This is a genomic window from Arthrobacter sp. PTI12, assembly GCF_056679915.1.
In genome coordinates this window covers 1,379,168-1,390,713 of record NZ_CM155256.1, presented here as the reverse complement: position 1 = coordinate 1,390,713, position 11,546 = coordinate 1,379,168, and the positions used below count along the sequence as shown (strand labels likewise).

General features: G+C 63.4%; 11 protein-coding genes. 4 read left to right on the top strand and 7 right to left on the bottom strand.

The genetic code is table 11. From position 1 onward, the window contains the following. Positions 1-108: 108 nt before the first annotated feature. From AC1MBU_RS06910 to AC1MBU_RS06895, 4 genes are all read right to left on the bottom strand, one after another. Complete coding sequence (locus AC1MBU_RS06910; RefSeq protein ID WP_428831052.1) at positions 109-1,182, bottom strand: BMP family lipoprotein; 1,074 nt, start codon at positions 1,180-1,182, stop codon at positions 109-111. A 271-nt stretch (positions 1,183-1,453) separates the two neighbouring features. Next, positions 1,454-2,500 (bottom strand): LLM class flavin-dependent oxidoreductase, encoded by a 1,047-nt coding sequence (locus tag AC1MBU_RS06905; protein WP_479789596.1) that lies wholly within the window; start codon positions 2,498-2,500, stop codon positions 1,454-1,456. Between the two features lie 75 nt (positions 2,501-2,575). Next, entirely contained in the window at positions 2,576-3,721 is a 1,146-nt protein-coding gene (locus AC1MBU_RS06900; RefSeq protein ID WP_479789732.1) for an amidohydrolase, read from the bottom strand. Between the two features lie 154 nt (positions 3,722-3,875). Then, complete coding sequence (locus tag AC1MBU_RS06895; protein WP_277358182.1) at positions 3,876-4,997, bottom strand: mannose-1-phosphate guanylyltransferase; 1,122 nt, start codon at positions 4,995-4,997, stop codon at positions 3,876-3,878. A gap of 215 nt (positions 4,998-5,212) precedes the next feature. Between AC1MBU_RS06895 and sdhC the strand changes: the two genes are divergently transcribed. From sdhC to AC1MBU_RS06875, 4 genes are all read left to right on the top strand, one after another. Beyond that, entirely contained in the window at positions 5,213-5,593 is a 381-nt protein-coding gene (sdhC, locus tag AC1MBU_RS06890; RefSeq protein WP_056548914.1) for a succinate dehydrogenase, cytochrome b556 subunit, read from the top strand. Positions 5,594-5,596: 3 nt separating this feature from the next. Then, positions 5,597-6,064 (top strand): succinate dehydrogenase hydrophobic membrane anchor subunit, encoded by a 468-nt coding sequence (locus tag AC1MBU_RS06885; RefSeq protein ID WP_277358183.1) that lies wholly within the window; start codon positions 5,597-5,599, stop codon positions 6,062-6,064. Positions 6,065-6,136: 72 nt separating this feature from the next. After that, positions 6,137-7,915 carry a succinate dehydrogenase flavoprotein subunit gene (gene sdhA, locus AC1MBU_RS06880; protein ID WP_479789593.1) on the top strand — a complete coding sequence of 593 codons (1,779 nt, stop codon included), beginning with the start codon at positions 6,137-6,139 and terminating at the stop codon, positions 7,913-7,915. Beyond that, on the top strand, positions 7,915-8,703 hold the full coding sequence (locus tag AC1MBU_RS06875) for a succinate dehydrogenase iron-sulfur subunit (protein ID WP_056548921.1): 789 nt from the start codon (positions 7,915-7,917) through the stop codon (positions 8,701-8,703). The genes sdhA and AC1MBU_RS06875 overlap by 1 nt, the downstream gene beginning before the upstream one ends. A gap of 110 nt (positions 8,704-8,813) precedes the next feature. Here the strand turns inward: AC1MBU_RS06875 and AC1MBU_RS06870 are convergent, their stop codons facing one another. From AC1MBU_RS06870 to trpS, 3 genes are read right to left on the bottom strand one after another with little or no spacing between them, the layout of a single operon-like run. Continuing rightward, the gene (locus AC1MBU_RS06870) at positions 8,814-9,869 is read right to left on the bottom strand and encodes a YihY/virulence factor BrkB family protein (protein ID WP_346028477.1); all 1,056 of its coding nucleotides are present in this window, start codon (positions 9,867-9,869) and stop codon (positions 8,814-8,816) included. A gap of 22 nt (positions 9,870-9,891) precedes the next feature. Further along, positions 9,892-10,497, bottom strand: a complete 606-nt coding sequence (locus AC1MBU_RS06865) for a 2'-5' RNA ligase family protein (protein WP_479789590.1) — start codon at positions 10,495-10,497, stop codon at positions 9,892-9,894. Positions 10,498-10,501: 4 nt separating this feature from the next. Further along, a complete protein-coding gene (gene trpS / locus AC1MBU_RS06860; RefSeq protein WP_479789588.1) occupies positions 10,502-11,545 on the bottom strand; it encodes a tryptophan--tRNA ligase in 1,044 nt (347 codons plus the stop codon). Position 11,546 lies beyond the last annotated feature (1 nt).

The following is an 11,546-nucleotide window of genomic DNA, read 5'->3' as shown; positions in this document are numbered from 1 at the left end:
CCGGCGCCAGCATGCAGAATCAATTCAACCGTAACGCGAACGCGCCGCCCGCTCCTTGCAGGACCACAAGAACCATCCTGGGAGCGGGCGGCGCGTTTTCGAGCGGTGTTACTGGGGGCTTGCCTCGGACTCGACCGTGATCTCGCCGGAGATGATGCCTGCCTTGATCTCCTCAAGTTCAGCCTTCATCTCGTCGGAGACGGCTTCCTCCTGGTCGTGGAACGGGGCAAGTGCAACGCCGCCGTTCTCCAGGGTGCCGACGTACGGCTCGTTGCTGAAGTTGCCGTTGACGTCTTCGGTGATGACCTGCTCCACTGCTTCGCCCATGAGCTTCATGACGGAGCTGAGGATGTACTCGGTGCCGCTTTCAACGGTCTCGAAGCCGTCCGAGTCAACCCAGATCACCTTGTTGCTGCCGCCGTCTGCGTTGGCTTCCTCAACGGCCTCGATGGTGCCGAGGCCCACGGGTCCGGCCACCGGCATGATGATGTCCGCGCCCTCGTTAATGAAGTTCTGCGTGTTGGTCTTGCCTGCAGCCTGGTTGGAGAAGTCACCGATGAACGTGCCGGTCTGTGCTTCCTTGTCCCAGCCGAGGAGCTGGACGTCGGCGTCCTTCTGCTCGTTGTAGTAAGCAACACCTTCAGCAAACCCGTCCATGAAGATGGTCACGGTGGGGATCTGGATACCGCCGTAGGTGGCAACCTTGCCGGTCTCGGAGGTACCCGCGGCCAGGTAGCCCGCCATGAACGCGGCCTGCGCCGTGTCGTAGATGATCGGCTTGACGTTCGGCAGGTCGATCTGGTTGTCGTCAACAATGGCGAAGTTGGTCTCCGGGTTTGCTTCCGCTGCCTCGGCAGTGGTGGCAGACAGCAGGAAACCGACCGTGACGATCATGTCGCAACCCGAGGTGACCATGGAGTTCACGTTGGGAGTGAAGTCGGTCTCAGCCTGCGACTCTGCCTGCTGAATCTCGATGCCCAGCGATTCTTCGGCGGCCTTGATGCCCTCGTAGCTGGACTGGTTGAACGACTGATCGTCGAATCCGCCCGAGTCGGAAACGATGCAGCCGGTGTAGTCGGTTGCCTCGGCCGCGGGATCGGATCCGCCGCCTTCGGTCTCGGCCGGCGGCGCGCCGCAGCCGGCCAGGAGAAGGGCCGCAGCCCCCAGTGCTGCAACGGACATGCCGGTGCGGCGCTGAATCAAGCTCCGTGAATTCTTCAATGTTCCTCCGATAAGAAGTAAGCCCACGAACAAGAGATCAATGAGTGTCCGTCTGCACTGCCCTGAAGCGGGGATACAAGCTCTGTTTTCATTGATGTTCGTGGCGCCGGTCCCGCCTCAAATTCGGGACTCGATGATGAAGCTTACTCTAACGCGGAGTGACCGGGCACACTACCAAAGCGCCGCCCGGTTTCTACATTGTTCAAGTTTTGTTACCAACGGGTAGGTAGACCTATCCGGCGGCTGGAGCTTGCGCCGGCACCCTGCCCCACACCTCCGCAATGGAAGTGAGGGAATCAATGCGGGAGTCGACGTCGTAGGTTGTTCCGGTGATCATGAGTTCCTGGACTCCCGTGAGTTCCACCAGCTCCTCCAGTCGCGTGGTCACCTGCTGGACAGTCCCAACCGCCTTGATTGCGGGCAGGTGATCGAGCATCATTTGCTCCTGGTCCGTGAAGGTGCGTTCGGCGGCCTCCTGGGGCGGTACGATCGGCGCCGGCCGGCCGGAACGCAGCGACAGCGCCATCACCCTCGCCGGTCCCGCAAGGTATTCGGCTTCTTCCGCGGTGGCGGCCGTCAGCGCCGACGTAGCCAGCATTGCGTACGGCTCCGCGAGGGCGGGCGAGGGTTGGAAGTTGGAGCGGTAGAGGCGCATGACCGCGGCCGGGTCCTCATTGCCAAAGTGGTGGGCGTAGCTGTAGCGCAGGCCGAGCATCCCCGCCAGCTGCGCGGAGTAGCCGCTCGAGCCGAGCAGCCACACATCGGGGAAGGACGACGCCGCCGGCGTGGCCGCCAGCCGCATTCCACGGTCAGGCGTCCGGTTGTCACCCAGGAGCGCGAGGACTTCGAGGACGTGCTGGGGGAACTCTTCGACGCCGAGCCCGTCGGTCTGGCGGCGCAGGGCCATCGCTGTCATCTGGTCCGTACCCGGTGCCCGGCCGATGCCGAGGTCGATCCTGCCGGGGTGCAGCGCCTCCAGCAGCGCGAACTGCTCTGCGACCACGAAGGGCGCATGGTTCGGCAGCATGACGCCGCCTGACCCCAGCCGGATCTGCGACGTCTTTGCAGCGAGGTGGGCAATCAGCACCGAAGGGCTGGTGGAGGCAACGGAGGGCATGTTGTGGTGCTCGGCCACCCAGAAACGGGTCAGTCCCAGACCGTCTGCGGCCTGGGCAAGCCTCGTGCTGTCGGCAAGGGCATCGGAACTGGAACGACCGGATCCGACGGTAGCGAGGTCGAGGACGGACAGGGGCACGCGGGGACTGTTGGAGCTGCTCACGCTACGTGGCAACCGCAGCGGGCCCGTGTGAATTCCCGGGCCCGATTCCCGGGCCTGGCCGACTAGCGCCGAAGACTAGTGCCGGAGACCGAGGACTGCCCGCATGGCGGCAGCTGCCATGACGCGCACGCCGCAGCCGATCGCCTGCTCATCAGGCCGGTAATCCCCGCGGTGCAGATCATAGGTTTCGCCGCCCGGGGTGCGGGTACCAAGGCGCATCATGGCCCCGGGCACCTTCTGGGTCATCCAGGCGAAATCCTCCCCGCCCATTGACTGCGGGGTGAGGACCACTGAATCGGGGCCGAGTTCCGCGCGGGCGGCTGCCTCGATCAGCCCGGTCTCCGCCTCCGTGTTCACCACAGGCGGGACTCCCCTGGTGTGTTCGATCTTCACATCCACCCCGAACGGAGCAGCGAGTTGCCGCACGGTTTCATCCATGAGGTCGCCCGCCGCTTCCCAGGCCTCGCCGTCGAGGCACCGCATGGTGCCGGACATGAAGCCGTGCGCCGGGATGGCGTTGGGAGCGGAGCCGGCGTGCATCTGGCCCCACACCACTGAGACGGCGCTGCGCACATCGATACGCCGGGACAGGACGGCCGGGACATTGGCCGCGATATGCGCGAGGGCGAAGACGAGGTCCTCGGTGAGATGCGGCCGGGACGTGTGCCCGCCGCGTCCGCTGAGCTCCACGCGGACGGTATCCGACGCCGAGGTGATGGCGCCGATGCGGGTTCCCACCAGTCCGACGTCAATACGCGGATCGCAGTGCAGCGCAAGAATCCGGGGAACTTCGGAGAGGACTCCCTGGGCGATCACGTCCAGGGCTCCACCCGGCATGGTCTCTTCAGCGGGTTGGAAGATCACCCGCACCCGGCCGCCCAGCGGAGTTTCCGCGTCGATCTTCGCCAGCACCAACGCAACCCCCAGCATGACGGTGGTGTGGATGTCATGGCCGCACGAGTGGGCGATGCCCGTCGAGCCAGAGGCGTAGGGCAGCCCGGTCTCCTCAAGAATGGGCAGGGCGTCGATGTCTGCCCGCAGGCCGATCCGGATGTCACCTTCACCGATGTCCACGTACAGGCCAGTTCCCTCGAGGCGTTGCGGCCTCAGTCCGGCCGCCTCCAGCCGCTCAACGAGCCGGTCAGTGGTGCGGTACTCCTTGTGGGACAGTTCCGGATGGTTGTGGAGATCGCGCCGAAACCCCGTCAGCTCATCCAGCATCGGAGCGGTCCACACACCGATATGTGGGACTACGGGAGCTTCAGTGGAAGTTTTCTGCACTTCACCAGCGTAACGAACCTGCGGACAGCCGCTTCAACCCCGCGTCATTGAGCGACTCGCAGCTCCGTTGACCGCGACCATCCCAAGCGTGCAGTCAGAGGACGTCGACGTCACCGCTGGCGCGCAGCGATTCCACCGCCTTCTTCACTTCCTGCGCGTGTTCCTTGGTTGTCACCAGAAGTGCGTCGGGAGTGTCCACAATAACGACGTCGTCAATTCCGATAAGCGCGATCACACGCTTGGTATCCGACACCACAATTCCCGACGCGTTCTCAGAGAAGACACGTGCACCCTCTCCCATGACGGTGAGCTCGCTGTTCTCCATGGCCGGGTTGAGGCGGCCGATCGCGGCGAAGTCGCCGACGTCATCCCAGCTGAAATTGCCGGGAATCATGGCTACATCTCCGGCCGCTGCAGCGGGTTCGGCAACGGCGTAGTCGATCGCGATCTTCGGCAGGGTGGGCCAGACGCGGGCTGCAACTTCGTTGCGGGACCGGGTGTCCCACGCGGCGGCGATTTCCATGAGGCCGGCGTAGAGCACGGGCTCATTCGCTTCTAAGTGCTTGAGCATGAGCGCCACCGGAGCCACGAACATGCCCGCGTTCCAGCTGTACTTACCGCTGTCGATGTACTCCCGGGCAACTGCCACCGAAGGCTTCTCCACGAACTCGATCACCGAATGGGCACTCGGCGCCGCGTCGATCTTCAGCGGCTCTCCGGCCCGGATATAGCCGAACCCCGTGGATGGATGGGTAGGCAGGATCCCGATGGTCACGATGTAGCCCTCAGCAGCGGTATGGACGGCTTCGCGGACCGCTGCCTGGAAATCTTCGGCGGGCGCGATCACTGCGTCCGCTGCGAAGGAGCCCATGATGATTTCCGGATCCCGGTGATAGAGAATTGCCGCGGCCAGGCCGATCGCGGCGGCCGAATCCTTTGGCTCACTCTCCAGGACGAGGTCCGGGTCCTTCAGCTCCGGCAGCTGCGCGCGCACAGCCCTCCGGTGGGCCTTGCCCGTGACGACCATGATCCGCTTGCCGCTGAGCGGCTGCAGCCTCTCGTAGGTTGCACGGATCAGGGTGCTGCCGGAGCCGGTCAGGTCATGCAGGAATTTGGGTGCGGCCGCACGGGACAGCGGCCACAGCCGCGTGCCGGTTCCGCCTGCCGGGATTACACCGTGGAAGCGGTCCAGGGGGCTGTGCTCATGAGTACTCATCGCTCCCACATTAACCCAGCGGGAACACAGCGCTTCAACCGCCCCGCATATCACTTGTAACAACCCTCTGTTAACAAGGTCACAACGTAGGGCTGCCTAAATTGAACACCCCATCGGCCGGGCCTAGATTAGGCTTGTGGAAAGAGTGCTCTCGCGGGGCGACATTCCAGCGTTGAAGACGCGCTAACGCCCCTGCGACACAGGGAGGTTTTTCAGTGTCGAAGACACCAGCAGGCACCCTCTACCGCGGCCGCGAAGGCCAGTGGTCCTGGGTTGCGCATCGTATTACCGGCGTCGTGATTTTTTTCTTCCTACTCGTGCATGTGCTGGACACCTCTTTGGTGCGGGTTTCGCCCGAGGCCTATGACGCCGTGATCGAGTCGTACAAGAATCCCATCATGGGTCTCGGAGAGCTGGGACTGGTAGGCGCCATTGTCTTCCACGCGTTCAATGGCCTCCGCGTTGTCCTGGTGGACTTCTGGAAGAAGGGCCCCCGGTACCAGCGCCAGATGCTGTGGGCCGTCGTCGGGCTCTGGGCAGTCACCATGATCGCCTTCTCCATCCGCCATCTCGCCGTTGTTTTCGGAGGTCACTAAGCCATGGCTGCTCCCGTCGTTGAATCTCCCCGTTCCGGACGCATTTCACCGCAGTACCGGCGCAGCGGCAGTTCCAAGGGAAACTTCGAGATGTTCGCATGGTTGTTCATGCGGCTCTCGGGTGTGGTCCTTGTGGTGCTGATCTTCGTCCACCTGTGGACCAGCCTCATCGCCGGAGACGGCATTGAGGGCGTTGACTTCGGCTTCGTCGCCGGCAAGTGGGCGGATCCGCTGTGGCAGGTCTGGGACCTCGTCATGCTCTGGCTCGCCATGCTCCACGGCACCAACGGTGTCCGCGTCATCATCAATGACTACGCGGAAAAGGACTCCACCCGGTTCTGGCTGAAGAACGTGCTGTACGTCTCCACGGTCGTCATCGTTGTGCTCGGCACCCTCGTGATCTTCACCTTCGATCCGTGCCCTGTGGTCAACGGAGTCCCGCACGTCGCCGACTACTGCCCGGCGCCGTAATTTTTCGGCCGCTGGTCGCCAAGGCACCAGGGCGGCCCGCTTCACCACCAGTTTCAACAGAAAGAGCACAGTATGCAGGTCCATAAGTACGACGTCGTTATTGTGGGCGCAGGTGGCGCCGGCATGCGCGCCGCGATTGAATCCGGCCAGCGCGCAAGGACGGCTGTACTGACCAAGCTCTACCCCACCCGTTCACACACGGGTGCGGCGCAGGGTGGCATGTGCGCCGCCCTCGCCAACGTCGAGGAAGACAACTGGGAATGGCACACCTTCGACACCGTGAAGGGCGGCGATTATCTGGTTGACCAGGACGCCGCTGAGGTCATGGCGAAGGAAGCAATCGACGCCGTGCTGGACCTCGAGAAGATGGGCCTGCCGTTCAACCGCACGCCCGAGGGCCGCATTGACCAGCGCCGCTTCGGAGGCCACACCCGGGACCACGGAAAGGCCCCCGTCCGGCGCTCCTGTTACGCCGCTGACCGCACGGGTCACATGATCCTGCAGACGCTGTACCAAAACTGCGTTAAGCACAACGTCGAGTTCTTCAACGAGTACTACGTACTGGACATGCTGACGGTGGACGAGGAGTTCACCGTAGACGGCGTAACACGCATCCGGAAGCGGGTTGCCGGCGTCGTCTCCTATGACCTCGCCACCGGTGAGCTGCACGTCTTCCAGGCCAAGTCGGTTGTCTTCGCGACCGGCGGTGTAGGCAAGGTCTACAAGACCACCTCCAACGCGCACACGCTGACCGGCGACGGCATGGGCATTGCCTTCCGCCGCGGTATCCCACTGGAGGACATGGAGTTCTTCCAGTTCCACCCCACCGGCCTGGCCGGGCTCGGGATCCTGCTCTCCGAGGCGGCCCGCGGCGAGGGCGCAATCCTTCGCAACTCCGAGGGTGAGCGTTTCATGGAGCGGTATGCTCCCACCATCAAGGACCTCGCACCCCGTGACATCGTGGCGCGTTCCATGGCCAACGAGGTGCGCGAGGGTCGCGGCGCCGGGCCCAACAAGGACTACGTCCTCCTGGACCTGACGCACCTCGAACCAGCGCACATCGACGCAAAGCTGCCGGACATCACGGAGTTTGCCCGTACCTACCTGGGCGTGGAACCGTACACCGAGCCGGTGCCCGTGTTCCCGACCGCGCACTATGCAATGGGCGGTATCCCCACCAACATCAAGGCTGAGGTTCTGCAGGGCAATGACACCGTTGTCCCCGGCCTCTACGCCGCGGGTGAGGTTGCCTGCGTTTCCGTTCACGGCTCCAACCGCCTCGGGACCAACTCGCTGCTGGATATCAACGTCTTCGGCAAGCGTGCGGGAATCGCCGCGGCTGAGTACGCCGTCACAGCCGAGTTCGTTGAGATCCCGGACAACCCGCTGGTCGAGACCGAGCGTCTGCTGGACACCATGCGCAGCTCAGAGGGCGGCGAGCGCGTTGCCCAGATCCGCCAGGAACTGCAGGACATCATGGACGCCAACGTCCAGGTGTTCCGTACCGAACAGACCCTCAAGGAAGCCCTCGAGGTCATTGACAAACTTGAGGAGCGCTACACCCGCGTCACTGTCCAGGACAAGGGCAAGCGTTTCAACCTTGACCTGCTGGAAGCCGTTGAGCTCGGGTTCCTGCTGGATATGGCCAAGGTCATGACGGCAGCTGCCCTGCATCGCCAGGAATCCCGCGGCGGCCACTTCCGCGAGGACTACCCCGAGCGTGATGATGAGAATTTCATGACCCATTCCATGGCCTACAAGGATCCTTCCGCCACTGAAACCAGCGGGGTGCGCCTTGAGACCAAACCGGTAGTCTTCACCCGTTACCAGCCCATGGAGCGTAAGTACTGATGAGCACCGAAACAGTCGAAAAAGAACCGGCCTCGAAGGTTGACCTGGCACCCGGAGTAGGTGGCGGAGGTGAGATTCCAACCTTCGACATCACCCTCAAGGTGCGGCGTTACAACCCCGAGGTCTCTGATGACGCGCACTGGGACGAGTGGAAGCTCACCATGTACGGCACGGACCGCGTCCTGGATGCTTTGCACAAGGTGAAGTGGGAGCATGACGGCACCGTTTCGTTCCGCCGTTCCTGCGCGCACGGCGTCTGCGGTTCCGATGCCATGCGCATCAACGGCCGCAACAGGCTGGCGTGCAAAACCCTGCTGAAGGATTTGGACACCTCCAAGCCCATCCTGGTCGAACCGATCAAGGGCCTGCCGGTGGAGAAGGACCTCATTGTCGACATGGAACCGTTCTTCCAGTCGTACCGCGAGATCATGCCCTTCCTCATCAACCGCGGCCACGAGCCAACCCGGGAGCGCCTGCAGTCGTCGGAGGAGCGCGAGCGGTTCGATGACACCACCAAGTGCATCCTCTGCGCAGCGTGCACTTCATCCTGCCCGGTCTTCTGGACAGACGGCCAGTACTTCGGGCCGGCGGCCATCGTCAACGCACACCGCTTCATCTTTGACTCACGCGACGACGCCGGCGACATGCGTCTGGAGATCCTCAATGACAAGGAAGGTGTGTGGCGCTGCCGCACCACCTTCAACTGCACAGAGGCGTGCCCGCGCGGCATTCAGGTCACCCAGGCGATCGCCGAGGTCAAGCAGGCCATCCTGTCCCGCAAGGTCTAAAAGCGCTTCTACTGCGGACGAAACGGCGCGGCTACCGAAAGGTGGCCGCGCCGTCGTCGTTCCCGGAAGTTTTGCGCAGCTCCGGCGACTTCGACGCCGGCCAAGTCGCTTTAGGTGCCCGAAAGTTCCGAGGTTTTAGCCGCCGCCGCCCTGCTGCGCTGGCGCAGGGACCGTGCGCGGCCGCCGCGTGCGCGGGAGCGGGCGGACTGGGCATCTGCCGCACCGATGGCGCCCCAAGCCGTTGCCAGCAGGTAGACCTGGCTCAGCAGGAAGAACCAGACAAACAGCCCGATGATGACGGCGAAGGGAGCGAGCAGCGGGTTGCGGTCCACTCCGGCCAGCAGGAGGGTGCTGAAGGTCCGCAGGACGGTGCTGCCCACTCCCGCGATGAGGGCAGACTGAAACAGGACGGCCCGGGGCATCTGGATGGCGGAGGCCGAGTGGAACAGGATGACTGCGACGAGGGTATCCAGCAGGAGCGTGACCGTCGTGCCTGCGATTTGCGTCAACGGTTTGGCAGCACTATCCAGGCCCAGCCATTGAAGGACCAGATCCAGGACGGTATTGGCAATCAGCCCGACAGCGGTGGTGACGATGAGCGCCACCGCAAGCACAAGCAGAATCCCAAGGTCCTTGAGCTTGACCAGGATGGGATTCGCCTGGACCGCGGGCAGGTCGAAGATACCGCGCATCCCCTCGCGTACGCCCCCGATCCAGCGCAGCGACGTGAAGAGCATGACAACCGTTGAGATGAGCAGGGCGAGGCTGAGCCCGGACTCCAGGTCGAAGAGCTCTTCGGTTGTGGCGAACCCGGTGCTGCTGGTGCCCTCCCCGTCAGTGTCGATGAGCCCGGGTGTGGTTCGGTCCACTGCACGGACGATCATCTGTTGCAATTCGGTGTTCCCGGCGACTACCAGCCCTGCGATTGAGAAACCAACAACCAGTAATGCGGCAATGGCGAAAAACATGTTGTAGGCGATCCCTGCGGCCATGAGCGGACCGTGGCGACTGGTGTAGAGCTGGAAAGCCCGCATGGGACGGAAAGCGTTCAGCTTGGCCAGCAGATATTGGAAGGTGGCCAGAAGAACGGGTGCTCCCCCGCCCTTTTCCCGCCGGGCCCGGCCGAGATCGCGGCGGGCTTGCAGAACCTTCAGCTTGAGCTTCATCCGCTCCGTTGGGAACGGGTTATCAGGCGCCCGGTTTTTCGCCGGCGGTAGCGTTCTGGCCAAAAGCGAGCTCTTCCCGTAGTTTCCACACGCCCGTGACGTCGTGCTCGTACAGTCCCATGGTACGTACCGTAAAGGATGCCTCGAAGTCGTCGAGCTGCACCTCGGCCGAATCCATGTTGGCTTCGCTTACGTCATGGGCCACGGTGACGTGTGGGTGGAAGGGGTACTCGAGGTCGCGGGCAAGGGGCCCGGCCTGTAGCCGCCGGTGCAGGTCAACGCAGGAATCAAAACCCTCGGTGACATTGATGAAGACCACAGGGGTGAGCGGACGGAACGTGCCGGTGCTTTTCAGGGTGACCGTGAAGGAACTTTGCGCGGAGGCCACCTCACGCACGTGGGCGATGGTCGACGGCCAGTCCGCGGCCGGGGTGGTGGTGATCAGCGTGATGTGCGGTGGGACGAGAGCAGCCATCGGATCGCCGAAGGAGGCCCGCCAGCGTTCGAGCTCGCCTGCAATGGGCTCGGGAATCGCGATCACCACACCCACGAGCTTGCCCTCCACAGCACGCCGGCCCACTACGTAGGTCGGTTGGTGCTGCTCGGTGTCGCTGAGGGGGTGGCTCATGATCCTAGAAGGCACCCGCCGGTCCGCGTCCGCGCGCAGGGAGGAAACCTACTTTTGAGAACACATCTGCCAGCGTAACCGACGCGATTTCCCGCGCCTTTTCCGCGCCTACCGCGAGCAGCCGGTCAAGCTCGCCCGGATCGCCGAGCAACTCCAGCGCGCGTGCCCGCACAGGCTCGAGGCGATCAACCACCACGTCCGCAAGCTCCACCTTCAGGTGACCGTACATCCGGCCTTCGAAGTGCCCGACGACGTCCTCCAGACTCATGCCGGTCATGAGCGAATAGATGGAGAGCAGGTTGGAGACGCCCGGTTTCTCCTCGCGATCGAAGCGAATGTCCGTGCCGTCATCCGTCACTGCCGATTTAATGCGCTTGGCGGTGACTTTCGGTTCATCCATGATGTTGATCAGTCCCGCCGCGGAGCTTGCGGACTTGGACATCTTGGCGGTCGGATTCTGCAGGTCATAAATTTTGGCCGACTCCTTCTGGATGAACGGCTTGGGAACCACGAACGTCTCTCCGAATCGCGTATTGAAGCGCTGCGCGAGGTCCCGGCTCAATTCAATATGCTGGCGCTGGTCCTCACCGACGGGAACGCCTTCCGGCTGGTACAGCAGGATGTCCGCCGCCTGCAGGATGGGGTAGGTGAACAGGCCGACCGACGTGGAATCGGTGCCCTGCTTGAGCGACTTGTCCTTGAATTGGGTCATGCGGGAAGCCTCGCCGAACCCGGTAATGCAGTTCAGCACCCAGGCCAGCTGCGCGTGTTCAGGCACGTGTGACTGCACGAAGAGCGTGCACTTGTCCACATCCACACCGCCGGCAATGTACTGCGCGGCGGTCAACCTGGTGCGCTCAGCGAGCTCCGCCGGATCCTGCGGCACGGTAATGGCGTGGAGGTCGGGAATGAAGTAGATCGCGTCATAGGAGTCCTGCATCCGAACCCACTGCACGAGGGCTCCGAGGTAGTTGCCCAGGTGGAGGGAACTGCCCGAGGGCTGCATACCGGACAGAACCCGCTGACGTGTCGCTGTGGAGGAGGTCATA

Excerpts from the sequence above, each read along its gene's own strand:
- AC1MBU_RS06910 (WP_428831052.1), bottom strand. The coding sequence starts at position 1,182 with ATGTCCGTTGCAGCACTGGGGGCTGCGGCCCTTCTCCTGGCCGGCTGC.
- AC1MBU_RS06900 (WP_479789732.1), bottom strand. The coding sequence starts at position 3,721 with ATGCTGGATGAGCTGACGGGGTTTCGGCGCGATCTCCACAACCATCCG.
- AC1MBU_RS06895 (WP_277358182.1), bottom strand. The coding sequence starts at position 4,997 with ATGAGTACTCATGAGCACAGCCCCCTGGACCGCTTCCACGGTGTAATC.
- AC1MBU_RS06885 (WP_277358183.1), top strand. The coding sequence starts at position 5,597 with ATGGCTGCTCCCGTCGTTGAATCTCCCCGTTCCGGACGCATTTCACCG.
- sdhA (WP_479789593.1), top strand. The coding sequence starts at position 6,137 with ATGCAGGTCCATAAGTACGACGTCGTTATTGTGGGCGCAGGTGGCGCC.
- AC1MBU_RS06875 (WP_056548921.1), top strand. The coding sequence starts at position 7,915 with ATGAGCACCGAAACAGTCGAAAAAGAACCGGCCTCGAAGGTTGACCTG.
- AC1MBU_RS06870 (WP_346028477.1), bottom strand. The coding sequence starts at position 9,869 with ATGAAGCTCAAGCTGAAGGTTCTGCAAGCCCGCCGCGATCTCGGCCGG.
- AC1MBU_RS06865 (WP_479789590.1), bottom strand. The coding sequence starts at position 10,497 with ATGAGCCACCCCCTCAGCGACACCGAGCAGCACCAACCGACCTACGTA.
- trpS (WP_479789588.1), bottom strand. The coding sequence starts at position 11,545 with ATGACCTCCTCCACAGCGACACGTCAGCGGGTTCTGTCCGGTATGCAG.